General features: G+C 71.8%; 17 protein-coding genes. 4 read left to right on the top strand and 13 right to left on the bottom strand.

Annotated features, from left to right (window positions below; genetic code table 11):
- The 3 genes from ACTWP8_RS32375 to ACTWP8_RS32365 all read right to left on the bottom strand — a co-directional run.
- A partial coding sequence (locus ACTWP8_RS32375; protein ID WP_443325645.1) for an amino acid adenylation domain-containing protein occupies nt 1–7,802 on the bottom strand: 7,802 nt, incomplete at its 3' end.
- A gap of 49 nt (nt 7,803–7,851) precedes the next feature.
- Entirely contained in the window at nt 7,852–9,888 is a 2,037-nt protein-coding gene (locus ACTWP8_RS32370; protein WP_443325647.1) for an ABC transporter ATP-binding protein, read from the bottom strand.
- A gap of 54 nt (nt 9,889–9,942) precedes the next feature.
- On the bottom strand, nt 9,943–10,149 hold the full coding sequence (locus ACTWP8_RS32365) for an MbtH family protein (RefSeq protein WP_443325644.1): 207 nt from the start codon (nt 10,147–10,149) through the stop codon (nt 9,943–9,945).
- 212 nt (nt 10,150–10,361) lie between these two features.
- On the opposite strand from ACTWP8_RS32365, the gene ACTWP8_RS32360 reads away from it, so the two are divergent.
- Both ACTWP8_RS32360 and ACTWP8_RS32355 read left to right on the top strand, forming a co-directional pair.
- Nucleotides 10,362–11,015 (top strand): response regulator transcription factor, encoded by a 654-nt coding sequence (locus tag ACTWP8_RS32360; RefSeq protein WP_443325643.1) that lies wholly within the window; start codon nt 10,362–10,364, stop codon nt 11,013–11,015.
- A gap of 8 nt (nt 11,016–11,023) precedes the next feature.
- Complete coding sequence (locus ACTWP8_RS32355; protein ID WP_443325642.1) at nt 11,024–12,304, top strand: sensor histidine kinase; 1,281 nt, start codon at nt 11,024–11,026, stop codon at nt 12,302–12,304.
- Here the strand turns inward: ACTWP8_RS32355 and ACTWP8_RS32350 are convergent.
- From ACTWP8_RS32350 to ACTWP8_RS32315, 8 genes are all read right to left on the bottom strand, one after another.
- Nucleotides 12,234–13,094 (bottom strand): alpha/beta fold hydrolase, encoded by an 861-nt coding sequence (locus tag ACTWP8_RS32350; RefSeq protein WP_443325641.1) that lies wholly within the window; start codon nt 13,092–13,094, stop codon nt 12,234–12,236. The genes ACTWP8_RS32355 and ACTWP8_RS32350 overlap by 71 nt on opposite strands.
- A 2-nt stretch (nt 13,095–13,096) precedes the next feature.
- The gene (locus tag ACTWP8_RS32345) at nt 13,097–14,590 is read right to left on the bottom strand and encodes a tryptophan 7-halogenase (protein WP_443325640.1); all 1,494 of its coding nucleotides are present in this window, start codon (nt 14,588–14,590) and stop codon (nt 13,097–13,099) included.
- A gap of 44 nt (nt 14,591–14,634) precedes the next feature.
- A complete protein-coding gene (gene dpgD / locus ACTWP8_RS32340; protein WP_443325639.1) occupies nt 14,635–15,438 on the bottom strand; it encodes an enoyl-CoA-hydratase DpgD in 804 nt (267 codons plus the stop codon).
- Nucleotides 15,435–16,712 (bottom strand): (3,5-dihydroxyphenyl)acetyl-CoA 1,2-dioxygenase DpgC, encoded by a 1,278-nt coding sequence (gene dpgC, locus ACTWP8_RS32335; protein WP_443325638.1) that lies wholly within the window; start codon nt 16,710–16,712, stop codon nt 15,435–15,437. The genes dpgD and dpgC overlap by 4 nt, the downstream gene beginning before the upstream one ends.
- Entirely contained in the window at nt 16,709–17,368 is a 660-nt protein-coding gene (dpgB, locus tag ACTWP8_RS32330; protein ID WP_443325637.1) for an enoyl-CoA-hydratase DpgB, read from the bottom strand. The genes dpgC and dpgB overlap by 4 nt, the downstream gene beginning before the upstream one ends.
- A 14-nt stretch (nt 17,369–17,382) precedes the next feature.
- On the bottom strand, nt 17,383–18,462 hold the full coding sequence (gene dpgA, locus ACTWP8_RS32325) for a 3,5-dihydroxyphenylacetyl-CoA synthase DpgA (RefSeq protein ID WP_443316770.1): 1,080 nt from the start codon (nt 18,460–18,462) through the stop codon (nt 17,383–17,385).
- Between the two features lie 111 nt (nt 18,463–18,573).
- Nucleotides 18,574–19,908, bottom strand: a complete 1,335-nt coding sequence (locus tag ACTWP8_RS32320; protein WP_443325636.1) for an aminotransferase-like domain-containing protein — start codon at nt 19,906–19,908, stop codon at nt 18,574–18,576.
- A gap of 132 nt (nt 19,909–20,040) precedes the next feature.
- Nucleotides 20,041–21,135: a prephenate dehydrogenase gene (locus ACTWP8_RS32315; protein ID WP_443325635.1), complete on the bottom strand. Its 1,095-nt coding sequence runs from the start codon at nt 21,133–21,135 to the stop codon at nt 20,041–20,043.
- Between the two features lie 188 nt (nt 21,136–21,323).
- Here ACTWP8_RS32315 and hppD point away from each other — a divergent pair, with 188 nt between their 5' ends.
- Both hppD and ACTWP8_RS32305 read left to right on the top strand, forming a co-directional pair.
- The gene (hppD, locus tag ACTWP8_RS32310) at nt 21,324–22,424 is read left to right on the top strand and encodes a 4-hydroxyphenylpyruvate dioxygenase (protein WP_443325634.1); all 1,101 of its coding nucleotides are present in this window, start codon (nt 21,324–21,326) and stop codon (nt 22,422–22,424) included.
- Nucleotides 22,408–23,502 carry an alpha-hydroxy acid oxidase gene (locus tag ACTWP8_RS32305; RefSeq protein ID WP_443325633.1) on the top strand — a complete coding sequence of 365 codons (1,095 nt, stop codon included), beginning with the start codon at nt 22,408–22,410 and terminating at the stop codon, nt 23,500–23,502. Before hppD ends, ACTWP8_RS32305 begins: the two co-directional genes overlap by 17 nt.
- Before the next feature lie 81 nt (nt 23,503–23,583).
- Here ACTWP8_RS32305 and ACTWP8_RS32300 read toward each other — a convergent pair whose 3' ends face one another.
- Both ACTWP8_RS32300 and aroF read right to left on the bottom strand, forming a co-directional pair.
- Nucleotides 23,584–24,450 (bottom strand): hypothetical protein, encoded by an 867-nt coding sequence (locus tag ACTWP8_RS32300; RefSeq protein ID WP_443325632.1) that lies wholly within the window; start codon nt 24,448–24,450, stop codon nt 23,584–23,586.
- Between the two features lie 523 nt (nt 24,451–24,973).
- Nucleotides 24,974–26,053, bottom strand: coding sequence for a 3-deoxy-7-phosphoheptulonate synthase (gene aroF / locus ACTWP8_RS32295; protein ID WP_443325631.1), 1,080 nt, complete (start codon nt 26,051–26,053; stop codon nt 24,974–24,976).
- Nucleotides 26,054–26,153 lie beyond the last annotated feature (100 nt).

Genomic DNA, 26,153 nt, shown 5'->3' with positions numbered 1-26,153 from the left:
AGCTCCGCCACCACCATCTCCACCGACCGCGGCAGACACAGCGCAACCCGCGACTCCCGCCCCACCCCCACACCGTTCAAAAACCGCGCCAGCCCATTCGCCCGCCGGTCCAACTCCCCGTACGACAGCACCTGCTCACCACACCGCACCGCCACCGCATCCGGCGCCGCCGCAACCCGCCCCTCGATACGCTCCACGACCGACCCGCCCGGCACCACGGCCCCGGTGGCGTTCCACTCCTCCACCACCCGCGCCCGCTCCGCCTCCGCCAGCACCTCGATCTCGCTGACCCGCACCCCCGGATCGGCCGCCACAGCCTCCAACACCCGCACCAAGCGCTCCACCAACGCCCGCGCCGTACCCTCCTCGAACAGATCCGCCGCATACAGCAACGCCCCGCCCAACCCCGCCGCCGCCCCCGCCTCATCACGATGCTCGGCCAGGTCCACCGACAGATCGAAGCGCGCCGGCACCTGGGCGGCCGCCGGTATCTGCCGGACCCGCAGCCCCGGCAGGGCCCACTGCGCCGCCGGCACGCTCTGCAGGGCCAGCAGGACCTGGAACAGCGGGTTGTGGGAGAGCGAGCGGGACGGGTTGAGGTCTTCAACGACCCGTTCGAAGGGCACGTCCTGATGGGCGTACGCGGCCAGGTCCGACGTCCGCACCTGGGCCAGCAGCTCCGTGAAGGACGGGTCCGCGCTCAGATCGGCGCGGACGACCAGGGTGTTGACGAAGAACCCGGCCAGGTCGTCCAGCGCCGGGTCGCCGCGGCCCGCGATCGGCACGCCCATGGGGATGTCGTCGCCCGCACCCACCCGGCTGAGCAGCACGGAGAGGGCGGCGTGCACCACCATGAACATCGTCGCGCGACCGCGGCGGGCGACGTCCAGCAGCCGGGCGTGGGTCTCTGCGGTGATCTGGATCGGCACTTCGCCGCCGCGGAAGGAGGACACCGCCGGCCGGGGCCGGTCGGTCGGCAGTGCGAGCTCCTGCGGTGCGCCGGCCAGCGCCTCGCGCCAGTAGCCGAGCCGACCACTGATCACGCTGTTCGGGTCGTCGAGGTCACCCAGCACCTCGCGCTGCCACAGGGCGTAATCCGCGTACTGCACCGGCAGCGGCTCCCACCCCGGCGCCCCGCCCGCCCGCCGGGCCGCATAAGCCACCCCCAGATCCCGCGCGAGCACGCCCATCGACCACCCGTCGACCGCGATGTGATGCGCCACGACCAGCAGCACATACTCCGCCGGCCCCGTCTTCAGCAGCCGGATCCGCCACGGCAGATCCACGGTCACATCGAAGCCGCGGTCCGCGTGCACCCCGAGCTCCGCGGCCAGGAGCTCCTCGCTGGTTTCCACGAGCACCAGCCGCGGCCGGCCCGCCTCGCCCTCCAGCACGTGCTGGCGCGGCTCGCCGTCCGTCTCCGGAAAGACCGTTCGCAGGCTCTCGTGCCGGTCGGCGACATCGCCAAGGGCCGCCTTCAGCGCGGCGACATCCAGCTCGCCGGAGAGCCGCAGGGCGAGCGGCAGGTTGTAGACCACGGCGGCACCCGGGTTGGTCTCCTCCAGCTGGTTGAGGAACCACATGCGCTGCTGGGCGTACGAGAGCGGCAGCACCTCCGGCCGGGGCCGCGGCGTCAGCGCGGCCCGGGCGGCCGTACCACCCGCCGCCGCGACGAGGCGGGCGACCCCGGCCACCGTCGGCGCCGCGAAAAGCTCGCTGATGTTGAGCTCGGTGTCGAGGACGGCGCCGATCCGGGCGATGAGCTTCATGGCGAGGATCGAGTCGCCGCCGAGGTCGAAGAACGACACCTCGGCGCCGACGCGTTCGAGCCCGAGGACCTCGCAGTACAGGCCGCAGAGGATCTCCTCGGCCGGGGTGGCGGGACCGCGGCCGGTGGCGCCGCCGAAGTCGGGGGCGGGGAGGGCGGCACGGTCGAGCTTGCCGTTCACCGTGATGGGAAGGGAGTCGAGGGTCATTACGACGGCGGGGACCATGTAGTCCGGCAACCGCTCTGCCACGTACTCCCGCAGCCCGGCCGGGTCCGCATCGCCTTCGGGGACGACATAGGCGACGAGCCGCTTGTCCCCGGGACGGTCCTCCCGTACGACCACCGCAACCTGGCCCACGCTCTCGCGAGCAGCGAGCACGGCCTCGATCTCCCCCGGCTCCACCCGGAAGCCGCGGATCTTCACCTGCTCGTCCGCCCGGCCCGCGAAGACCAGTTCACCGTCCACGGTCCACCGCGCGAGGTCCCCGGTCCGATACATCCGCCCGCCCGTGAACGGGCACGCCACGAAACGTTCCGCCGTCAGCCCCGGGCGGCGCAAGTAGCCGCGCGCGAGACCCGGGCCCGCGACGTACAGCTCACCCGCCACGCCCTCGGGCACGGGCCGTAAGAACGCGTCCAGCACGAACACCTTCGCGTTGGTGATCGGCCGGCCGATCGGCACCGGGCCCTGCCCGGCCGGGTCGAGGGGCGCGCTCATCGTCGCGCAGACGGTGACTTCGGTCGGCCCGTACGCGTTGACCATCCGCCGCCCGGGCGCCCACCGCTCCACCAGCCCCGGCGCGCAGGCTTCGCCCGCCACCACCAAGGTCTGTACACCCGGCGGCAGCTCCTCCACCGTCGCCAGCACCGACGGCGGCACGGTCACTTGCGTGACGCCGAACTCGGCCAGAGCCTCGCTCAGCGGCGCCTTCGGCGGCAGCCTGTCCGCGCCGGCCATCACCAAAGTCGCGCCCGACAGCAGCGCCATGCAGATCTCGGAGACCGCGGCGTCGAAGCTCAGCGACGCGAGCTGCAGAACCCGCGACTCCGCGCCCACGCCGAAGCGGTCCACCTGGGCAGCGGCCAGGTTCCCGATGCCGCGGTGGGAGACGACGACGCCCTTGGGGCGGCCGGTCGAGCCCGAGGTGTAGATCACGTACGCCACGTCATCGGCGCCCACCGGGACCGCCGGAGCCGGCTCCGCCGCCGCGGACGGATCCCGGACCAGGCATTCCACCCCGGCCGGAACCAGCGCCCGCGTCTCCTCGGAGCAGACCGCCAGCACCGGCGCCGCGTCCTCGACCATCCACGCGATCCGTTCGCCCGGATAGGCGGGATCCACCGGCACGAACCCCGCACCGGCCTTCACCACCCCCAGGAGCACGGCCACCAGGTCCGCCGACCGCTCCAGGACCACGGCAACGAAATCCCCGCGCCCCACACCGCGCTCGGCCAGCACGCCCGCCACTCGGTCGGACCGTTCCCTCAGCTCCGCGTACGACCACGCCTGGCCGCCCGCCCCCACCACGGCCGCCGCACCCGGGGAAGCAGCCGCCTGCGCGTCGAAGAGCTCACCCAACGGCCGTACCGGTACAGCCCGGTCGGTGGCGTTCCACTCCTCCAGCACCCGCGCCCGCTCGCCGCGGCTCAGCACCTCGACCTCGTTCAGCCGCTGCGCCGGGTCCGCCGCCATCTGCTCCAGCACCCGCACCAACCGCTCCACCACGCCCCGGGCCGCGTCCTCGTCGAACGCGTCCGGGCGGTAGTCCAGCCAGAACTTCAGCTCGTCCGCCGGATCCACCCCCAGCGTCAGCGGGAAAGTGGTCGCCATCCGGGTCGTGCTGGCGGTCAGCTGCAGGGGGGCGGCCGGGCCCGTCTCGCCCGCGTGGAAGTTCTCGAAGGCCATCAGGGTGTCGAACGTGGCGCCCGGGCCGGCCACGCGCTGGATCTCCTTGAGGCCGAGGTGCTGGTGGTCGAAGAGCGCCGACTGCTGGGCCTGCAGCACGGCGAGCAGGTCAGCGATCGAGTCGGCTGGGTTCAGCCGGACCCGTACGGGGATCGTGTTGATGAACAGCCCCAGCATGTCCGCCATCCCCGCCAGCTCCGGCGGACGGCCGGCCACGGCGGCGCCGAACACCACGTCGCGCCTGCCGGTGAGCTTGCCGACGACCTGGGCCCAGGCCACCTGCAGCACGGTGTTCAACGTGACGCCGTGGCTGCGTGCGAGCTTCCGCAGCGCGCCGTCCAGATGGTCGCCGGTCTCGGCCAGAATCTTGCGGGTGAGGACCGGCTCGGCGTTCGGGTCGAGCGCGGTGACTGTCGTCGGCTCGGTCAAGCCGTCGAGCGCCTGCTGCCAGGCCGCGCGCGCCGCCTTCCGGTCCTGGCGGCGCAGCCAGGCCAGATAGTCCCCGAACGGCGTGGCCGGCGCCAGCTCGCGGGCGTCGCCGCCGGCCGCATAGACGGCCCACAGCTCGCGGATGAGGATCCGCAGCGACCAGCCGTCGAGCACGATGTGGTGCAGGGTGACGACCATGCGGTAGCGGTCGGGGCCCGTCTTCACCAGCAGGATCCGCGCCAGCGGCGGGGCCGCGAGGTCGAAGCGGCGGGCCCGCTCCGCGCTCTCCAGCCGCTCCGCCCGGTCCCGCGCCGCCTGGGGGGTGAGGTGCGACAGGTCCACCTCGCGCCAGGGCAGGGCGACCTGGCGGGTGATCACCTGGACGGGCTCGTCCACACCGACCAGCTGGCGGAAGCCGGTGCGCAGGCTGCCGTGCCGCTCGACGAGTGCCTGCCACGTGACGCGCAACGCCCGTACGTCCAGCGGCCCTTCCAGGTCCAGGGCCTTCTGCTCCACATAGATGTCCCGCTCCCGCTCGTCGAACATCGAGTGGAAGAGCAGGCCCTCCTGCAGCGGTGACAGCGGCAGTACGTCGACCAGGCCGCCCGGCACCTCGGCCTCGAGCTCCTCGATCTGGGCCTGGTCGAGCGTCACCAGCGGGAAGTCGGACGGCGTGTGGCCGCCGCCGGCGTGTGCGGCGAGGCCGGCCAGCATCTGCGCCCAGCCGGCGAGCAGGCGCTGGGCGGCCGGCTCGTCGAGGAGGGGCTCGGGCCAGGCCAGGCTGAGGACGAGTTCGGCTCCGTCGACCCGGGCCGCGGTTTCGAGCGGGTGCGTGAGCGGCCGGTCGTCGTCGCCCGGCGCGGCGAAGCCGAGCTGCGGGGCGGGCAGGGCGGCGAGCATGGCGGCGGTGTCGGGGTTGAGATGGCGCAGCAGGCCGTAGCCGAGTCCGTCGCCGGGGATGGCCCGCAGCTGTTCCTTGATCTGCTTCACGGCCCGGCCCGTGGCGGGGCCGCCGGCGCGGATCGCCGCGAGGTCGAGGGGCCCGGTGTCGAGCCGGACGGGGTGGCTGTGGGCGAACGAGCCCACGGTGCGGGAGAGATCGGCGCCGTCGGCCAGGGCGCTACGCCCGTGGTCCGGCGCCGCCACATCCAGGAGGAAGCCGCCGGCCCGGTCCTGGCCGTCGCGCCAGGCGGCGAGGGCCGCGGTCAGGCCGGTCAGCAGGATGGCGTCGACGCCGGTGTGGAACGCCGCCGGGAGGCCGGTCAGCAGCGCCGCCGTGGTCTCCGCCGGGATGCGTACGGAGGCGTGCCGCACCGGAGCGTCCGCGTCGCGTGCCGGGTCGGCGGGCCGGGTCGTGAGCAACGGGTCACCGGCGGCGAGCAGTTCGGTCCAGGCCGGCAGCTCCGCACGCCGCTCCGCGCTGCCGGCCTGCGCGGCCAGGGCCTGCGTCCAGTGGCGGAACGACGTCGGCACCGCCGCCTCCCGCCCCGCGACCGCGGCGGCCAGGTCCGGCAGCAGGATCCGCCAGGACTCCGCATCGACCACCAGCCGGTCCGCGACGACGAGCAGCCGCCCCGGCGCATCTGGCCCGTTGTCGCACCACACGGCCTGGGCCATCACCCCGGCCTGCCGGTCCAGCCGCCGCCCGGCCGCGGCCGACTCGGCGTCGAGCACCTGCTGGAGCTCCTCCGCGTCCAGGCCTGCCGTCGCCACCCGCCGCGTCCACGGCCGGACGGACACCGACCCCGCCTCGGGTACGGTCAGCCGCCGCTCCGGCGAGGTCTCCAGCCGGGCCCGCAGCACGCCGTGGCGATCGACCACGGCCTGCAGCGCACGGGCGGCGGCATCCAGGTCCAGCCCGGCCGGCACTTCCAGCACGGCCGACCGGAACCCCACGGGCCCCCCGTGGTCCAGCAGTTCGTGCATGGCCGGGGAGAGCGGAAGGTCCCCGGCGCCCCGCGCCCGGTCGCCCGTCGCAGCGCCCTCGTCCAGCGGTTCGGCGACGGTGGCGAGGCGGGCCGGGGTCCAGAGGTCGAACACCTGGTACGGGGCGATCACCAGCCCGGCGCGCCGGGCGACCGACACCAGCAGCATCGTCAGAATGGAGTCGCCGCCGAGCTCGAAGAAGGACGCCTCCGCGCTGACCCACTCCAGGCCGAGGACCTCGCAGTAGAGCCGGCAGAGGATCTCCTCGGTGGGCGTCTCCGGACCGCGACCCTCCGCCGCGTCGGTGAAGTCGGGAGCGGGGAGGGCAGCGCGGTCGAGCTTGCCGTTCACCGTGACCGGGAGCGCGTCCAGCACGACGACCGCGGTGGGCACCATGTACTCCGGCAGGTGGGCTGCGACGTGGTCGCGCAGCTCGGCGGCATCGGCCGCGCCGTCGAGGACGACGTAGGCGACGAGCCGCTTGTCGCCGGGGCGGTCTTCGCGGGCCGTCACCGCCGCCTGGCCGACGCTCTCGTGGCGGGTGAGGACGGTCTCGATCTCGCCGGGTTCGACGCGGAAGCCGCGGACCTTGACCTGCTCGTCGGCGCGGCCGCCGAAGACCAGCTCGTCTTCGGCGGTCCACTTCGCCAGGTCGCCGGTGCGGTACATCCGGCCACCCGTGAACGGGCAGGCGACGAACCGCTCCGCGGTCAGGCCCGGCCGGCCCAGATAGCCACGCGCGAGCCCCGGGCCCACGACGTACAACTCGCCCAGCACTCCCTCGGGGACCGGCCGCAGGTGCTCATCCAGCACGAACACCTGCGTGTTGGTGATCGGCCCGCCGATCGGCACCGACCCGGACGGCTCCAGAGGCGCGCTCATCGTCGCGCACACGGTGACCTCGGTCGGACCGTACCCATTGATCATCCGCCGCCCGGGGGCCCAGCGCTCCACCAGCGCCGGTGCACAGGCCTCCCCCGCCACCACCAGCGTGCGCAGGCTCTCCGGAAGCACCTCCACCGTCGCCAGCACCGACGGGGGCACGGTCACATGCGTGACGCCGAACTCCGCCACCGCCCCGGTCAACGACCCGTTCGGCGGCAGCCTGTCGGCGTCGGCCATCACCAGGGCGGCGCCCGACAACAGGGCCATGCACATCTCGGAGACCGCCGCGTCGAAGCTCAGCGACGCCAGCTGCAGCACGCGCGCATCAGCGCGTACCGCAAACCGGTCGATCTGCGCGGCCGCCATGTTCCCGATGCCGCGGTGCGTCACGAGCACGCCCTTGGGACGGCCCGTCGACCCCGACGTATAGATCACGTACGCCACATCGTCCGCACTCACCAAGGCCGTGGGCACCGGCGCCGCCTCCGCGGACGGATCCCAGACCAGGCACTCCACCCCGGCCGGGACCAACGCCCGCGTCTCCTCGGAGCACACCGCCAGCACGGGCGCCGAGTCCTCGACCATCCACCCGATCCGCTCCGCCGGATACGCAGGATCCACCGGCACAAACCCCGCCCCGGCCTTCACCACGCCCAGCCACACCGCCACCAGCTCGGCGGACCGGTCCAGCACCACCGCCACGAGGTCACCGCGCCGGACCCCTCGCGCGGCCAGCACACCCGCCACCCGGTCCGCCCGCTCGGCCAGCTCCGCGTACGACCACTCCAGACCGCCCTCGCCGACCACCGCCACCGCATCCGGTGACCGCCCCGCCTGCGCGTCGAACAACTCGCCCAGCGAGCGCCAGGATTCGGTCGTGCCATGCATGGACATCTCCCTCTGCTGCTGTACGCGGTGGCGGTGTGGATCTACGTGCTCAGCCGTGCCCGGGCGGCGGGCCGCCGGGCATCATCCGCGGGCCCGGAAAGGGGCCGGGGCCCGGCCCCGGAAAGGGGACAGGACCGGGACCCGGGCCCGGGAAGGGGCCGACTCCCGGACCGGCCGGGTGGGGCCCGCGGGAGCCGACCGGCTCGGGGACCGACGCGTGGCCGTTGGCCGACGACTGGCCGGCGAACTGGGTGCGGTACAGCTCCGCGTAGAGGCCGTCCAGGGCGAGGAGTTCCTCATGGGTTCCGCTCTCCTGCACCCGGCCGTCGTCGATCACGAGGATCTGGTCGGCATTGCGGATGGTGGACAGCCGGTGGGCGATCACCAGCGAGGTGCGGCCCGCGAGCGCGGTCTCCAGCGCCCGCTGCAGGGCGGCCTCGGACTCGGAGTCGAGGTGCGCGGTGGCCTCGTCGAGGACGACGACCGGCGGCGCCTTGAGCAGCAGGCGAGCCATGGCGATGCGCTGTTTCTCGCCACCGGAGAGCCGGTAGCCGCGGTCGCCGACGACGGTGTCGAAGCCGTCGGGCAGCGACTCGATCAGGCCCCAGATCTGGGCGGCCTTGCAGGCGTCGATCATCTCCTGCTCGGTGGCCTCCGGGCGGGCGTAGCGGAGGTTGTCGCCGATGGTGGCGTGAAAGAGATGGGCGTCCTGGGTGACGACGCCGATGGTGTCGTAGAGCGACGCCAGAGTGAGATCGCGCAGATTGTGCCCGCCGATGCTGACGGTGCCCTCACCGGGGTCGTACAGCCGGGGTACGAGATGCGTGATGGTGGTCTTGCCGGCGCCGGAGGGGCCGACGAGGGCGGTGAGCTTTCCGGCGGGCAGCCGGAAGCTCAGATCGCGCAGGGTCCACTGGTTCTTGGCGCGTTCCGGCAGCGGCATGGCGATCGGTTCGAGGGAGGCGAGCGAGACGTCCGCGGCGGCCGGATAGGAGAACGAGACACCGTCGAAGGTGATGTCCGGTGCGCTGCCGTTGCGGGGCAGGGGGATGGCGTCGGGCTTCTCGGAGATGAGCGGCTTCAGGTCGAGGATCTCGAACAGCCGGTCGAAGCTGACGACAGCGGTGATCACGTTGGACTGGGCGCTGGAGAGTTGGGTGATCGGGCCGAAGAGCCGGGTGAGCAGCGTGGCCAGGGCCACCAGGGTGCCGATCTGGAAGGCGCCGTCGATGACGAGGCGTCCGCCGACGCCGTAGACCACGGCGGTGGCGAGTGCGCTGAGGAGGGCCATCGACAGGAAGAGCAGTTTGCCGTTGACGGCGGTCACGACGCCGAGGTCGCGGACCTTGGCGGCCAGCCCGGAGAACTGGCGCATCTCGCGGCTCGGCCGGCCGTACAGCTTGGCCAGCAGCGCGCCGGTCACGTTGAAGCGCTCGTTCATCAGCGCGCCCATCTCGGCGTTCTTCTCCATCTGGGACCGCATGAGCTGCTGGAGCCGGCTCCCGACGAGCTTGCCGGGCAGGATGAAGAGGGGGAGCACGACCAGGGAGATCAGGGTGATCACCCAGGACAGGTAGAACATCGTGACGAGGACGAACAGCAGGGTCAGCGCGGCCGAGACGACCGTGGACAGCAGCGATGTGAGGGCCTGCTGCGCCCCGACCACATCCGCGTTCAGCCGGCTGACGAGGGCGCCGGTCTGGGCCCGGGTGAAGAACGCCAGCGGCTGACGCTGGACGTGGTCGAAGACCTTCGTGCGGAGCCCGTAGACGAGCCCCTCGCTGACCCGGGCCGAGTACCAGGCCTCCCCGAGCCCCAGCAGGGCGCCGAACACGGCCAGCCCGGCGACCGCCATGGCGATGCCCACGACGACATCGGAGTCGTGCTTGGCGATGCCATTGTCGATGAGGTATTTGAAGAGGACAGGAGTGGCCACCACAATGGCGGCGTTCAGCAGGGTCATGAGCAGCAGCAGACCTATGCTGACGCGGTACGGCCGGGTGAGCGGAAGTATCCGTTTCGCAGTCCCGGCTTTTATTTTCTGCTTGGTCACGGATGGGTCGGGGCCCACCGCGCGTATCATCATCGGCCCTGGGCCGCCTATGGACACGACGCTCTCCTCGGCTTCGGTCGTTCCGGGCTATGTGAGCTGGTCGATGAGGCTCTTCGGGCGCATGTCCTGCCAGTTCTCCTCGATGTAGTCCAGGCAGCTCTTGCGGGCGTCCTCACCGAATACGACACGCCAGCCGGCCGGCACCTCGGCAAAGGCGGGCCACAGCGAATACTGGCCCTCTTCGTTCAGCAGGACCAGAAAAGAACCGTTTTCGTCGTCGAACGGGTTGGTCATAACAACTCCTCTCAACTTCCCTGGGGCAGGCCGGAATTCAAAACTAACGAGGGCCTCCGTGAGCGGCAAGGTCGACTATTGAAGTGGCGTCCAACCGCACAATCTCGGCTCTTGGACAACGACTGAAACCCTGCGGAAACCAGGGCTGGAACATTCTGAATCCCGTCGTCAAGATGTTCTTGGCCGGTTGGACATACGCAGGGGGGCAGCGAGTGCGGGTGCTCGTGGTGGAGGACGACCAGGAGATGGCGCAGGCGGTGGCCGTCGGCCTGCGGCGGGCGCAGATGGCCGTCGATGTGGCGTACGACGGGGAGAGCGGTCTGGAGCGCGCCCTGTTCAGTGATTACGACGTGATCGTGCTCGACCGGGATCTGCCCGGGAGGCACGGCGACGAGATCTGCTCCGAGCTGATCGCGTCCGGCTGCCGCAGCAAGGTGCTGATGCTGACCGCCGCGGCCTCGGCGGAGGAGCTCGTCGACGGGCTCAATCTGGGGGCCGACGACTACCTGGCCAAGCCGTTCGACTTCCCGGTGCTGGTCGCCCGGATCGGCGCGCTGGCGCGGCGGGCGCATCCGGCCGTGCCGCCGGTGGTGCGCCATGGCGACCTCGTCGTCGACACGGCGCGCCGCAAGGCCACCCGGGCGGGCCGGCCGCTCGAGCTTGCGCCCAAGGAGTTCGGCGTGCTGGAGCTGCTGCTGTCGGCCAAGGGCCGGGCCGTCTCGGCGGAGGAGCTGCTGGAGCGGGTCTGGGACGAGGCCGCCGATCCGTTCACCAGCGCCGTGAAGATCACCATCAGCAGGCTGCGGGCCAAGCTGGGGGATCCGCCGGTGATCGAGACCGTCGCCAAGCGCGGCTACCGGATCTGAGGCCGCCGATGCCGCTGCTCTCCCGGCTCACCAACCGGCTCACGAACCCGCTGCTGCCACGGCGTACGGTCCGGCTGAAGCTGACCCTGCTGTACGGGGCGCTGTTCCTCGTCTCCGGGGCGGCGCTGCTGACGATTACGTATCTGCTGGTGCTCAACTCCGACGGCGGCTCCCTCTCCGGCGGCCAGTCCGCCCCGGACGGCGGCGGCACGCGGCCGGCCGAGACCGCCGGAAGCACTCCGCCGGTGCCGCCGCCCCAGGGGCGCGGCGGGGAGAGCACCCGCGACGTCCTGCCGGCCCAGGCGCGGGAGATCATGGAACTGCAGCGGGACGCCGTGCTGGACGACCTCCTTGTGCAGTCCGCCATCGCGCTCGCGCTGATGTCGGTGATCTCGATCGCGCTGGGCTGGGTCGTCTCCGGGCGGATACTGCGCCCGCTGCGTACGATCACCGCTGCCGCCCGGGACATCTCGGCGACGAGCCTGCACCAGCGCCTCGCCCTCGACGGCCCGAGCGACGAACTCAAGGAGCTGGGCGACACCTTCGACGGTCTGCTCGGCCGGCTGGAGACGTCGTTCGAGGCACAGCGCCGGTTCGTCGCCAACGCCTCGCACGAGCTGCGCACCCCCCTCGCCCGGCAGCGGACGCTGGGGCAGCTCGCCCTGTCGGACCCCGACGCGGACGTGGAGTCGCTGCGCGCGGCGCACGAGCGCATCCTCGCCGCGGGCTCCCAGCAGGAGCGGCTCATCGAGGCGCTGCTCACCCTGGCCCGCAGCAACGCGGGCATCGAGGTGAGCCGGCCGTTCGACCTGGGCCGGCTCGCGCAGGAGGTCGTCGCCGCCCGCCGGACGGATGCGGAGCAGTGGCTGGTCACGCTGCGCTGCTCGCTGTCGGCCACGTTCGCGGCGGGCCACCGGCCGCTGGCCGAGCGGCTCGTCATCAACCTGGTCGACAACGCGCTGCGGCACAACGAGCCGTACGGCTGGGTGGAGGTCGCCACGGCGGATGCGCACGGCCGGGCCGTCCTGACCGTGGCCAACTCCGGTCCGGGGGTGCCGCCGAGCGCCGTCGACCAGATCTTCCAGCCGTTCCAGCGGCTCGGCGACCCCCGGACCAACGGCGAAGGCCTCGGCCTGGGGCTGTCGATCGTGCAGGCCATCGCGGCCGCGCACGACGCCACCCTCGCCGCCGAGGCCCGCCCGGAGGGCGGCCTCGTCTTCACGGTCGGCTTTCCGCACCCGCCCGCCAACGGGTCCGGGACGGCACCCCAGCAGCAGCCGGAGCGGTGAAGAAGTCGACGAGCGCGGCGTTCACCGCGGCCGGCTTCTCCAGGTAGCCGTAGTGCCCGCAGCCGGGGATCTCGGTGTAGACGGCGCCGGGGATGCTGTCGGCGACCTCCCGGGTGAGCTGCGGCCGTACGGTCAGGTCGTGCTGGAACCCCAGGACCAGGCACGGGCAGCGGATGGCCCCGTACGCCGGCAGCCGGTTCGGGATCAGCTGCAGGCCGAGCTGGCCGCGGACCGAGCCCAGGTCGATGGCGGAGATCTCGAAGATGTCCAGCCAGTCGCGCAGTTGCTCCTCGTCGCCCAGGGTCTGCGGGGAGAGGCTCTGCAGGGCGTTCACATAGGCGGCGTAGCGGGGCGGCAGCTTCACCCCGCTGTCGGCCAGGTCCATCTCCGCGACCGCCTGGGCGGTCGCGAAAGTGTCGGCCCGGCCGCTGGTCGCCATCAGCACGGCCGACCGGACGAGCTCCGGCCGGGCGAGGATCAGCTCCTGGACGACGATGCCGCCCAGGGAGAAGCCCACGACCCGGCACGGGCCCGCGCCGAGGTGCTCGATGAGGCCCGCGACGTCCGCCGCCATGTCGTCGAGGGTGAAGCCCTCGGGGCACGGATCGCTCGGCGGGATCCCGCGGTTGTCGACGGTGACCACCTTGAAGCCGGCCGCCTTGAGGGCGGGGACCTGGTGCGTACGCCACATCCGGCCGGGGGCCCCGGTGCCCGTGACCATGACGACCGGGTCCCCCGCTCCGTGCTCCTCGTAGCTCAGCCGGCTCCCGTTGATCCGGACGACAGGCATCGTCAGGCCGGTCCGGGCTGCCAGAGCATGCCGTCGTCGGAGGTGATGAGCCCGCCGGGGAACATCGGCACGTCCGCGCCGAGGTCCTCGCCGAGGAACGCCCGGCTCTGCACCTGCGCCCCCTCCTGCATCGCCTGCCGCACCGCGGAGGAGCGGAACAGCGGTGTCATGTTCCCCTCGCTGTCCGCGGACACCTCGTCGATGGCGGAGACGAACTCCGCCGACTTCGACTTCATCCGCAGCGCGGCCGACTCGGCCCCGTCGAGGTCGAACTCCGAGGACGAGACGCCGGCGACCAGCTCGACGAACGACTCCAGCTCCGTGTGCTGGTTCTGGGTGACCTTCTTCGCCGACCAGAAGTAGGAGTCCTCGTCGACGTGCATGTCGTAGAAGGACATCAGGAACTCGTAGAAGACGCCGTACTCCCGGCGGTAGCGGGCCTCGAACTCGGTGAACGCCGCCTCCTCGGAGACCAGCCCGGCCAGCGTGCTGCCGATCGAGCGGGCCGCCAGCAAGGCGCTGTAGGTGGCCAGGTGGACGCCCGAGGAGAAGACCGGGTCGACGAAGCAGGCGGCGTCGCCGATGAGCACCAGGCCGGGCCGCCAGAACTTCGTCTGGTGGTACGAGTAGTCCTTGCGCACCCGCAGCTGGCCGTACTGGCCGTCCTTCACCCGGCTCGCGTCCGCCAGATGCTCCTTGATCAGCGGGCACTCGTCGATCAGCGCCTGCAGGGCCTGCTCCGGATCGCCCTGGATCTTGTCGGCGTTCTCCCGCCGGACGACCGCGCCGACGCTGGTGAGGTCCGGGGTGAGCGGGATGTACCAGAACCAGCCGCTCTCGAACGCCGCGGACAGGATGTTGCCCGAATTCGGCGCGGGCAGCCGCTTGCCGCCCTCGAAGTAGCCGAACAGCGCGAGGCTGCGGAAGAACTCCGAGTACTCCCGGGTGCCGCCCACCCGCTTGTACAGCCGGCTGCCGTTGCCCGAAGCGTCCACGACGAACTTCGCGTACACCTCGTGCGCGGTCCCGTCGGCGTCGGTGTACGTCACCCCGGTGACCCGTTCGCCGTCCTCGATCACATCGGAGACCGACGCCTGGAAGCGGACCTCCGCGCCCTTCTCCACCGCGTGTTCCAGCAGGATGTTGTCGAACTTCGAGCGTTCGACCTGATACGCGTGCGAGGTGGCCCCCGCGATCTTCGGGGACACCGAGAAGGAGAACGTCCACGGCTCCGGGTTGGCGCCCCAGCGGAACGTCCCGCCCTTCTTCGGCGTGAACCCGGCCGCGGCCAGCTTCTCCGACACCCCGGTCATCTTGCAGACGCCGTGAATCGTCGACGGCAGCAGCGACTCGCCTATCTGATACCGCGGAAAGGTCTCCTTCTCCAGAATCAGGACCCGGTGGCCCTGCATGGCGACGAGCGCGGCCAGTGTCGAACCACCGGGACCACCCCCGACCACCACGACGTCGTACTCCTGACGACCCTCACTACCCATGCTTCCGCCTCCTGGCGTCGTTGCTCATGCGGCGGTCCGCGCCCTCAGCGGCCGGACCAGACGGGACGGCGCTTCTCCACGAACGCCCGGACTCCTTCGACGGCGTCCGTGCTGCGCCTGCGGCGTTCCTCCCAGACGTACGTGGTCGTGAACGCTTCCTCCAGCGGGATGTCGACGGACTTCTGCGCTGCCTCCTTGATGGCCCGGACCGACAGCGGAGCGCTGCGGACGAGGTCGCCCGTCCACTCCGCCACGCACCGGTCCAACTGCTCCGCCGGCACCACCTCGTTGACCAGCCCGTGCGCAAGCGCGGTCGCCGCACTCATCCGGCGGCCGGTCAGCAGATAGCCCAGCGCCACCTTCTGCGGCAGCTGCCGAGCCATCCGGAACACCCCGCCCGCGCCCGGAATCAGACCGAGCCGCACCTCGGGCAGGCTGAAGACGGCCTGGTCCGAGGCGACGATCAGGTCGCAGGCCAGTGCGAGTTCGAAGCCGCCGCCCAGCGCATAGCCGTGCACCCGGGCGAGCACCGGCTTGGACAGCGTGAAGCGGTCGGTCAGCCGCGGCCGGCCCGGCAGCCCGCGGCTGCCGAACGTGGTCACCGGCGTGCCGGCCGCGTCGAGGCGGGCCCGCTCCTTGAGGTCCTGCCCGACGGAGAAGGCCCGCTCGCCCGCTCCGGTGAGGACCGCCACCCGCACCTGGTCGTCCGCCTCGATGTCGTCCCAGATACCGGCCAGCTCCTCGTGCATCCGCAGGTCCATCGCGTTGAGGACCTCGGGCCGGTCGAGCGTGACGTGGGCGATGTGGTCCTTCTTCTCGTAGCGCACCCGGGCGCGGGCGGCGGTCATGCGCCCTGCCCCGCGAACCGGCCCACCTTGCCGATGACGTCCTCGCCGTACAGACGCAGGGCCTGCTGCAGCGCGAACTCGGCCATGTAGCGGCGGAATTCCTCGACCGGCTCCTCGGCTCCGTTGAGCATCCGCCGGTTGGGCACGACCGCCGGGCTGCGCAGCCGCTCCACGGCGCCGGCCACGGCCGCGTCGATCTCCTCCGGCTCGACGACCTCGTCGATCAGCAGCCGGGCGTCGGGTTCGGCGGCCCGGATCCGGCGGCCCTGCAGGATGATCTGCCGGGAGACGCGCGGTCCGGTGTGCCGGCCGAGCCGGAAGTTGCCCGCCCCGGGCACGATGCCCTCACGGGCCGCGGGCAGGCTGAGATAGGCGTCCGACGCGGCCAGCACATGGTCGAAGACGAGCAGCAGTTGGGTGCCGCCGCCGATGGCGAACGTCTCGACGGCGGCGACCCAGGGTTTCTCGACCGTACGGGAGTGCCAGGGCGCGTCCTCGGTGCGTACTCCCCTGAGGAGCTTGTGGATATAGCCGAGCTCGCGGCGCAGGAGGAAGCCGACCAGCGAAATACCGCCGGAGTGCAGGCTCTTGAGGTTGATTCCCGCGCTGAACACCCGCCGGCCCTGGTAGCGGGGATGGGTCATCGTGCCGCCGCGCAGCACACCCACCCTCACCTCCGGGTCGAGAAGCGCGAGGTCGACGGCGGTCTCCATGTCGTCGACCTGCTGGTCGTCCTCGGCGTTCAGGCAGTCGTCCCGGCACATCGTCAGATACGCCGCGCCGTCCCGCCGCTCCACCCGGACGGACGTCGTCTCGACGACGCCGGTCCGGGTGAACTCAGGCAGCAGCCGCAGCGCCCGCGGCGTCGGCCGGAGCATCGCGTCGAGCAGATGCGGCCCCGCCTGGGGCGATCCCAGCACGGCGCGCAGGAAGATGCCCTGGTCGATCTCGTACCCCTCCTTGTCCGCCTGCCGCCTGCCGCGGTCGGCCGCGAGCTGCCCGGCCGTCGGCACCAGCGCGGGGAACTCGGCCGCGGCGGCCTCGACGAGCTCCGCGAGGCGGAGCTCGTCGAGGCCGTCGCTGGTGAGGCGGGCGTACACGGCGTCGGCGTGCGTCCGCAGATAGCGCATCCGCAGCGCCCTGGCGGCGTCCTTCGCCGCGGCGATCTCCGCCCGCTCCTCGGGCAGCCGCGCGCCGGGTTCGGGCAGCGCCACCACGAGTTCGTCGACGCGGTGGGCCGCCTCCTGCAGCTCCGGCCAGAGCGGGACGCTCACGACGCCTCCGCCACGGGCACCCGCAACACCCGGTCGCAGGCGGCCAGATGCGGGCCGAGGGCGTCCTCGAAGCTGGTCGTCGAGGCGTCGAAGAGCAGCTGCCGGCGGATCGCGACCTCCTTGCCGGCCAGCCCGCTGACCAGCCCGGCGGCGGTCGCGACGGCACCGGCCGGGTCGTAGGCCAGCTCGTCGGCGATGCCGAGCGCGAGCGCCTCGGGGGCCTCGATGGGCAAGCCGAACAGCAGCGCCCGGCGGACCCGCGCGGGGCCGGCCAGCTGGACGAGCCGGTAGCCGGCCATCCCGGGCCAGGTCGCCGTCCCGTCCCCGGGGACGAGCAGCCGGGTGCCCGGGGTGACCACCCGGACGTCGCAGGTGAGGAAGGCATCCAGGGCCGCGCCGCCGCAGTCGCCCGAGGCCACCGCGACGGTGGCCCGCGGCAGCCGCTCCAGCCGGCGCAGCGTCCGCTCCCACTTGCTGACCTGCATCACCTCGAGGCCGCTGGTCCAGCCCTGTGCCGGGGCCCCGCTGACCTGCAGGGCGACGACGCCGGAGCCGGGGCGGTCCTCGGCCTCGTCGCACACGGCCTGCACGGCCTTCACGGTCGCGGCCGACAGCGGCTCGGACCCGTCGATCACAACGGCCAGCAGTTCTTCCATGACACCCTCCGCGTTCACCACTGGACCAGCGCCGTCTCGATCGTGGAGCCGGGCCCCATGGTCATCAGCACGCCGTACTCACCCGGCTTGGCGACTCCCTCGTCCAGGAGCCGTTCGTACGAGAACAGGAACGAGCCGCTCGACACGTTGCCGTAGTCGCGCAGCACACCGACGGTGTGCCGGACGTCGTGCCGGGTCAGCCCGAGATTGACGACGACGGCGTCGATGACCTTCTTGCCGCCGGAGTGCACCAGCCAGTGGGAGATGTCGCTCCGGCGCAGACCCGTGTCCGCCAGCAGCCGGTCCACGACCAACTCGGCGTGGGCGCCGACCACGTAGGGGACCTGCGGGTCCAGGAAGAAGCTGAAGCGGCCCTGCTCCCGGTCCCAGTCGTAGCGCATGGCGTCGGAGGCGTCCGGGATGATGCAGCTGGCGAACTTGAGGATGTGCGGCCCCTCGGGGGCGGCCGCGTCGTCCGGGCCCGCGCCCGAGCGGAGCGCGATCGCGCTCGCGCCGTCGCCGAAGAGGCTGTTCACGACGGCCGTGCGCATCGTCGAGTCCATGGCGTACGCGGCGGAGCAGGCCTCCGCGCAGAGCACGACGGCGAGTTCGCCGGGGTGCGCCGCGGTCCAGCCCGCAACCACGTTGAGGGCGTTCAGGCCGGCGTTGCAGCCCATGCCCACGATGTCGGAGCGGCTGCAGTGCCGGTCGATGCCGAGCTCCTTGATGAGCAGGGCGCTCAGTCCCGGGGTGAGCAGTCCGGTGGACGTCACACAGCACAGATGGCGCAGATCGGAGAGCTCGGCGCCGGCCCGCTTCAGACAGGCGCGCAGCGCGTCGGCGCCCATTTCCATGGCCTTGGCCTTGTGCTTGTCGAGCAGGTCGCCCTGCGGCTCGTAGACGCGGCCTCCCTTGCCGTCCGGCGGCGGGAGCGTCAGATGACGGCGCTCGATGGCGCTGTTGAGGAAGACCGAACGGATCTTGGGGTCGGTGATCTCGAAGGCGTCGAGCACCTCCTGCTGGGTGTACGACGTGGGCGTCACCGCCGTACCCACGCCGAGGGCGCGGGGCCGTAACTCGGCTGCCAGGGTCATCGGAAGGTCCACCCCCACATACGCGGCTTGCTCCGCGGTCGTCGATGGCGACTCAGTCCGGACATGTGCCTCGCCTTTCTCACGGGGAACTGCTGGTCGGGACCTGCTGGTTCAGAGCGGCGTGCTGTGCGCCTCGACGAAGCGTGCGAGCCTCGCCGTGCCCTCTTCGATCTCGGCAGGCGTCAGACAGCTGGTCGACAGCCGGATGCCGTGGTGGCCGCCGGTGCCGGGATAGAAGTGCGTCATCGGCGTCCAGATCACGCCGAAGTCCTCTGCGGACGTGGTCAGTACGGTGTTGTCCACCCGGAACGGGACCCGCATGGTGAGGAAGAAGCCGCCGCTGGGCTTGTTCCAGCGCACCCCGAGGGCCTCCCGGCGGGCGGCGGGCAGCTGGGCGTCCAGCTGCCGCAGCATCTCCCGCATCGCGTCGCCGTAGTACGCGGCCGCCCCGGCGTTCAGCTCCGACAGCCGGCCCCGGGCGCCGAGCAGCGCGCCCGCCACGGCGGCCTGGCTCAGCGACGAGGTGTTCACCGTCACCATGCTCTTGATCTTGGCGAGTTCGTCCGCCAGCAGATGCTCGCCGCCCGCGGCGTCCCGGACCCGCTGGTCGGCGACGACGAAGCCGACCCGGGCGCCGGGGAAGACTGTCTTGGAGTACGAGCCCAGATGCACGACGCGCCGGGCACGGTCCCGGGACTTCAGCGTCGGCTGCGGCGTGCCGGGGCTCACCTGCCGGTACGGGCTGTCCTCCAGCACCAGGAAGTCGTAGCGCTCGGCGAGCTCCAGCAGATCTTCCCGGGCCCGCGGCCCCATCGTGTTCCCGGACGGGTTGGAGTGGTCGGGCACCACGTAGAACGCGCGGGGGCGGCGGCCGCGCGCCCGCTCGGCCAGCACCGCGGCCTCCAGGTCGGCGGCGCTGAACCCGTCCTCGCGCTCCTCCACCGGGCGCACGGCCACGTCGAGCAGCCGGGCCGCGCCGGTGATCCCCACATAGCAGGGGCTGGAGAGCAGCAGCACGTCGTCGGGGCCGGCGATGAGCGCGCGCAGCACCAGCAGCATGGCCTCCTGGGCGCCGACGGTCACCACGATGGACTCGGCCGGCACGTCGGTGTCCTCGTCCGCGCGCAGCGAGTCCGCGATGATCCCGCGGATCAGCCCCGCGGTCGGCCCGTACTGGTACAGCGCGGTGCGGATGTCGGCCTCCGAACTCCCCTGCTCGGCCAGGTGGTCCAGATACCGCCGGACGTGGGCGAAGACCTGCTCGGTGTCGAAGAAGCCGTCGTACGGCCGGCCCGGGGCGAAGGAAATCGCGTCCGGATAGCGATGGGTCACCTCATTGAGGAAGTTCATCGTGTCCAGCACCGGCGCGGAAACACTGCCGTGCAGCTCTGCCACTTCCAGATAATTCCGCGAACGGGGCTGCGCGGCGACGGTGGTTCCTGCCATGAATTTCCCCCGGGGTGACAATTAATGAGGGCTTGGAGGCCTCAGCATCACACGCTCGCCAGCGTCTCGACAACGCCGTCCAACTGGCCGAACTGCGCGCTTGGACTGCCTTGTCGACGGCCTTGTCGGGCGCTATCTCCCGGGCACCAATTCGCCCGGTACGGTGTCCCATCCGTCGGCGCTGAGCTTGGCCTCGATCCGCTGGGCATCGGTCGCGGGAACGGGGATGCGCACGCTCAGCCCGCTCTCCTCCGCGGCTTCCACGGCGACGTCGTCGACGCAGATGCCGAGCACCGCGACGACGCCCAGGAACCGGGCCAGCTCCCCGGGGCCGTCCGGGACCAGGACCCGTAGCGCCGCCTCGCCCACCGGCGGGCCGGCGCCCGGCCGCGGGAGCTCCGCGAGCCCGGCGTTTCCCCGGGCGAGCAGGTCCTCCAGGGTCCGTACGCCCTGGGTCCGGCCCCCGTCGTCCGCCTCGGTGAGCACGTCGAGCGCCGTCGCCACCCGGGACAGATCCGCCTGCAGGTCCTTCACCACCCCGGCCATGGCGGCCGCGTTGGACTGCAGGATGTCGCCCCACAGCCGGGGGTCGCCGGCGGCGATCCGGGTCACGTCGCGCAGGCCCTGCCCGGCCAGCAGTGGCACCCCGGCCGGGCCCTCGCGCAGCCGGGCCGCCATCAGACTGGCCAGCAGATGCGGAACGTGCGAGGTCAGCGCCACCACCTCGTCGTGCTCCCGGCTCCGCATCACCACCGGGGCGGCGCCGCACAACTCCGCCAGCTCCAGGCCCCGGTCGAGGGCGGCGCGCGACGTCAGCCGGTGCGGCGTCAGCGCCCAGGGCCGGCCCTGGAACAGCTCGGCCCGCGCCGCCAGCGGCCCCGACCGCTCCCGGCCGGCCAGCGGATGGCCGCCGACGTACCGGGCGGGTTCGGGGGCGCGGCTGAGCACGGCCTGCTCCGGCCCGGCCTTCACGCTCGCCACATCGGTGTAGGCGCGGGCCAGACCGCGGCCCTGCAGCGCGATGAGGACGGCGGCGATCTGGCTCGGCGGAACCGCGAGCACGGCCAGGTCAACCTGCTCCGGCGGGTCCTCCGCCCGGCCCGCGCCGAGTGCGGCGGCGGTCCTGGCGGCGGCCCTGTTCCGGTCGGAGAGATACACCGACACGCCCTGCCTGCTGGCGGCGAGCGCGACCGACGTACCGATCAGGCCGGTGCCGATGACAGCCATGGAGCGAATCACAAGACATCACCTGTCCGAAGGGACCGCGGCCCGGAAACAAAAGCGCGGCACAGTTTATGGAGAAGGCCCGGTGTCCACGAGTCCGGTAATCGCTGAAATGGCGCGTATGGCTGGACGCCCGAACGGCCGCCTAGAGTTCGGCGGACTCGATTTTTCTTCCGGATCTGGGGACGGACATGCGGAATTCATCGAAAGCAGCGGAGCCGCTCGCTGATCTCGCCATCGACTACATCGAGTTGTATGTGGAGAACCTGGAGTCGGCTGCATTCCAGTGGGTCGACCGGTATGCGTTCACCGTCGTCGGCAGCGGCGGTTCCGCGGAACACCGCAGCCTGGCGCTGCGGCACGGGGAGATCACCCTGGTGCTCACCGAGGCGACCTCCGACCACCACCCCGCCTCGGCGTACGTGCTCACCCACGGCGACGGCGTCGCGGACATCGCGCTGCGCACCGCCGACGTGCCGGCGGCCTTCGAGGCCGCGGTGGCGAACGGCGCCCGGATCCACCGGCAGCCGACCCGGCACGCCGGGGACGGCCCGGCCGCCACCGCCGCGGTGCAGGGCTTCGGGGACGTCGTCCACACTCTCGTCCAGCGCGCCCCGGACGCCGGCCCCGGGTTGCCCGTCGGCTTTGTGCCGGCGCTGCCCGCGGCCGGCCCGCCGAGCGCCGACGTGGGCCTGCTCGACATCGACCACATCGCGGTCTGCCTCAACGCCGGCGACCTGGGCCCGGCCGTTGCGTACTACCAGCAGGCGCTCGGCTTCCGGGACGTCTTCGCGGAGCACATCGTCGTCGGCGCCCAGGCGATGAACTCGAAGGTCGTGCAGGGCGGAGCCGGCACCGTCACGCTCACGCTCATCGAGCCCGACAGCACGGCCCTGCCGGGGCAGATAGACGAGTTCCTGAAGAGCCACCAGGGCGCGGGCGTGCAGCACCTCGCCTTCTCCTCACAGGACGCCGTCCGCTCCGTACGCGTCCTGGCCGGCCGCGGCGTCACCTTCCTCACCACGCCCGGCGCGTACTACGACCTGCTCGGCGAGCGGATCGACCTCAGCCCGCAGCGCCTTGACGACCTGCGCGCCACCGGGGTGCTCGCCGACGAGGACCACGACGGGCAGCTGTTCCAGATCTTCACCGCCTCCAACCACCCGCGGCACACCCTCTTCTTCGAGGTCATCGAGCGGCAGGGCGCCCAGACCTTCGGCAGCGCGAACATCAAGGCGCTGTACGAGGCCGTGGAGCTGGAGAGGACCGGGCAGCGTGAGTTCCGGCGCTGACCGCCCCGCAGCCGCCGCCGAGTGCCTGGCCGACTTCGAGCACGCCGCCGCGGCCGTCCTGCCCCCCGACGTCCGGGACTTCGTGGCGGGCGGCAGCGGCGACGAGACGACGCTGGCCGCCAACCGCGCGGCGTTCGACCGCACATTCCTCGTCCCCCGGGTGCTGCGGGACGTCTCGCAGTGCACGACGAACGCCACGCTGCTCGGCCGGCCGGCGGGGATGCCGCTGGCCGTGGCCCCGGTCGCGTATCACCGGCTGGTCAGCCCCGACGGTGAACTCGCCACCGCCCGCGCGGCGAAGTCCGCGGGGGTGCCGTTCACCGTCAGCACGCTGAGCAGCGTGCCGGTCGAGGAGATCACCGCGGTCGGCGGGTGCGTCTGGTTCCAGCTGTACTGGTTGCGCGACGGTGACCGGACGCTGGAGCTCGCCCGCCGGGCCGAGGACGCCGGCTGCGAGGCGGTCATGCTCACCGTCGACGTGCCGTGGATGGGCCGCCGGCTGCGGGACGTACGCAATCGGTTCACGCTCCCGGCCGAGGTGCGGGCCGCCAACATCAACGTCGGCGGGACGGCGCACATCCGGCCCGCCGACGCCTCGGCCGTGGCCGCGCACACCAGCCAGGCGTTCTCCCCGGCGGTGACCTGGGCGGCGGTGGCCCGGCTGAGGGAACGCACCCGGCTGCCGCTGGTGCTCAAGGGCATCCTGGCGCCGGAGGACGCACTGCGCGCCGCCGAGTCCGGGGTCGACGCGGTCGTGGTCTCCAACCACGGCGGCCGGCAGCTCGACGGCGCCGTGCCGAGCCTCGACGCGCTGGCGGAGCTGGCGCCCGTGCTCGGCGGCCGCTGCGAACTGCTGCTCGACAGCGGCGTCCGCAGCGGTACGGACATCCTCAAGGCGCTGGCCCTCGGCGCGGCCGGGGTGCTGGTGGGGCGGCCGGTGATCTGGGGCCTGGCCGCGGCCGGTGAGGCAGGCGTCCGGCGGGTGTTCGAGCTGCTGGCCGCCGAACTGCGGACGTCCCTGGGGCTGGCGGGCTGCGCCGGTGTCACGGAGGCCCGGAAGCTGCGGACCGTACGCTGAGCCGCGGCTGCCGCCGCACACACAGACCGGCCAGGACGGGAGCCTTCGTCCTGGCCGGATTCCTTTACGACCTGTGTTCCGTCAGAGCTGTCCAACCAGAGATTCTCGCTGCTTGGACGCCCGAGGTCGGGTGCCTGACTGGGCGAGCTGGAGATCCACCCGGACTGCGATCTCGTCCCACATCCCCGCGCACTCACGGGCGAGGCGGGCGACGATGCTGCTGCAGTGCGGCGGTACGTTCTCGATGATCTCCTGCCATTCCTCTGCGCTGAGCATGTTGACGTTGAGCAGCCGGAGCAGCCTGCGGCCCGTTTCGTTGAACCGCAGGGCGGGGTCCGACTTGAGGCGGTGGACGGCCGCGAGGCGCTCGGCCACCGGGACCACCTCAGCGGCGGCCGCACCTGCCGTGGTCCGGCTCAGGACCTCGGCTCGCCGGCCCCCGGCCGCCTCTACCGCGCCGCGCGGCTTCGGCAAGGGGTCCTCGCCTCTGCTCATCCGGTTTCTGACGTCCCGGGCCGTCTCCGGGGAGATCCCCGCGGCCCGGGCTATCTGACGCAGCGACAGGCCCGGGTTCGCCGTGATGAGCCTGCTCGCCAGTTCGCGCCCCGCGGCTCTGTTGATGGGACGGACCCGGCCGTCCTGGCCGATCCGGCTGCCATTGCCCACGTCCTCGGCCGACGTCCGCCGGCGGATCTCGGCGACGGTGCCCGCCGAGACCCCCGAGACCGACGCGATCATCCGGTCCGACCACTGGGGGTGCGACACGATGATGCGTGCGGCCGCGGACTTCCGGTCCGCCATGGACAGCGGCAGGCCGTGAGCGATGTTCGATCCGACGGCGAGGACGAACGCGTCGGCCTTGCTGCCGTCGAAGAATCTGACTCTGATCGTTGTGTCGCCGCGGAGCTCCGCGGCCCGTAGCCGGTGTGCACCGTCGACAACCCGCATCGTGGATCGGTGGACGATGATGGGCGGTAACGGAACTTCAGCCTCCGCCAGCGCTCGTACGTGCTCCGGGTCCTCCCCTGAACTTCGCGGTGTTTCAGCTGTCGAAATCGACGCGATGTCGACTTCGACGACCACTTCCCCATGTTCTTGCTCGAACATCGCCACCCCCCACTCCAGCGCGAGCTCGTCCAGAAATGAATGAATTCCATCGGGGGAAAGCGGGCGAACTTTGGACGCCGCATTTGAAGATCACTGACCATGGCCGAACACATTCGACCACCCCCCGTTGCTCCACTTCGCGAAAAACGCGAATGGCCGTTCCCCTCTTCCGACGCCGACTCTAACAGCGGGCCCGGCGGTTAGACACCCCGTGTCCGGACGGCGTACGGCAGTTACTCAATTTGAACTCGTGGTGCTGGATGGTGTGATCACGGCTGGTGGCGCCCTTCGACCTTCACCCGCTTTCCAAGATCCGAGCACGCATCACGCCTGGCCCCCACCGCCAGTTCAAACTGAGTACCGGTCAGCCCACCGGATTCAAACCTCCGTGCGGCACCGGCTGGGTGAGCGTACGGCCCATGAGCGGAGAAAGAATCGTGACGATGCTCGCGATCTCGTCGAGGTCAGCGTCCACAAGGGCCTGGGCGCCGTCGCAGAGGGCTGCGGCCGGTTCGGGATGCACATCGATCATGACGCCGTCGGCGCCGACGGCCAGTGCCGCGCGCGTCAGCGGAACGACCAGTTCCCGCCGTCCGCCGGAGTGCGAGGGATCCACGATGACCGGCAGATGAGAACGCCGCTGAACAACCGGCACGGCGCTGATGTCGAGAGTGTTGCGGGTAGCGGTCTCGAACGTCCGAATGCCGCGCTCGCAGAGCACGATGTCGAGGTTGCCGCGCTGCGCGATGTACTCGGCGGCCATCAGCCATTCGTCGATGGTGGCGCCGAAACCGCGCTTGAGGAGTACCGGCTTCCCTGTCGAGCCCACCGCCTGCAGCAGTGCGAAGTTCTGCATGTTGCGGGTGCCGACCTGAAGCATGTCCGCGTAGCGGGCGACGAGTTCGACGCTGCTCGGGTCGATGACCTCGGTGACGATCGGCATGCCGGCCTCGGCCCGGACGTCCGCGAGGATGCGCAGCCCTTCCTCGCCGAGCCCCTGGTAGGCATACGGCGAGGTGCGCGGCTTGAACGCCCCTCCGCGCAGCAGCGACGCCCCGGCGGCCTTGGCCATCATGGCCGCGGCGAGGGTCTGCTCCGGCGTCTCGACGGCGCACGGGCCGGCGATGACGGTCAGGGTGCCAGGGCCGATCGGCACCCCGCCGACGCGGACCACGGACCGTGCGGGGTGGTGCTCGCGGCTGACCAGCTTGTGCGAGTCCGAGATCCGCACCACGTCGGCGACCCCGCTGTGGCGGCCGAGGTTGAGGGCGTCGAACTCGCCGACATCGCCCACGAGGCCCACGATCGTGCGCGTCACACCACGGCTGACAAACGCCTTTCCGCCCGCTGCGTGCACCCGGCCGACCACTGCGTCGATATCTTCCTGAGTGGCCTCCGGGGCCATCACCACGACCATGCGAAATACCTCCCGCGGCTGCTTCATCCGTTTTCCTGAGCGCCGCCGAAGATAGCATCGGAAGAATCGCGGGAACGCTGTCCAGAAACACCGCCGTTGCTGTCCCGCCGGCGGGACAGCAACCATC

This window comes from Streptomyces sp. 7N604 (assembly GCF_052245475.1).
Taxonomy (GTDB): Bacteria; Actinomycetota; Actinomycetes; order Streptomycetales; family Streptomycetaceae; genus Streptomyces.
The sequence above is the reverse complement of the archived record's forward strand: the minus strand, read 5'-3'. Positions and strand labels throughout refer to the sequence as shown.

Bases quoted from the DNA above. Each gene is read 5' to 3' on its own strand.
- ACTWP8_RS32355 (WP_443325642.1), top strand. From the start codon at position 11,024: ATGCCGCTGCTCTCCCGGCTCACCAACCGGCTCACGAACCCGCTGCTG.
- dpgB (WP_443325637.1), bottom strand. From the start codon at position 17,368: ATGGAAGAACTGCTGGCCGTTGTGATCGACGGGTCCGAGCCGCTGTCG.
- ACTWP8_RS32315 (WP_443325635.1), bottom strand. From the start codon at position 21,135: ATGGCTGTCATCGGCACCGGCCTGATCGGTACGTCGGTCGCGCTCGCC.
- ACTWP8_RS32300 (WP_443325632.1), bottom strand. From the start codon at position 24,450: ATGCGGGTTGTCGACGGTGCACACCGGCTACGGGCCGCGGAGCTCCGC.
- ACTWP8_RS32350 (WP_443325641.1), bottom strand. From the start codon at position 13,094: ATGCCTGTCGTCCGGATCAACGGGAGCCGGCTGAGCTACGAGGAGCAC.
- aroF (WP_443325631.1), bottom strand. From the start codon at position 26,053: ATGAAGCAGCCGCGGGAGGTATTTCGCATGGTCGTGGTGATGGCCCCG.
- hppD (WP_443325634.1), top strand. From the start codon at position 21,324: ATGCGGAATTCATCGAAAGCAGCGGAGCCGCTCGCTGATCTCGCCATC.
- ACTWP8_RS32320 (WP_443325636.1), bottom strand. From the start codon at position 19,908: ATGGCAGGAACCACCGTCGCCGCGCAGCCCCGTTCGCGGAATTATCTG.
- ACTWP8_RS32365 (WP_443325644.1), bottom strand. From the start codon at position 10,149: ATGACCAACCCGTTCGACGACGAAAACGGTTCTTTTCTGGTCCTGCTG.
- dpgD (WP_443325639.1), bottom strand. From the start codon at position 15,438: ATGACCGCCGCCCGCGCCCGGGTGCGCTACGAGAAGAAGGACCACATC.
- ACTWP8_RS32345 (WP_443325640.1), bottom strand. From the start codon at position 14,590: ATGGGTAGTGAGGGTCGTCAGGAGTACGACGTCGTGGTGGTCGGGGGT.
- dpgA (WP_443316770.1), bottom strand. From the start codon at position 18,462: ATGACCCTGGCAGCCGAGTTACGGCCCCGCGCCCTCGGCGTGGGTACG.
- ACTWP8_RS32370 (WP_443325647.1), bottom strand. From the start codon at position 9,888: ATGATGATACGCGCGGTGGGCCCCGACCCATCCGTGACCAAGCAGAAA.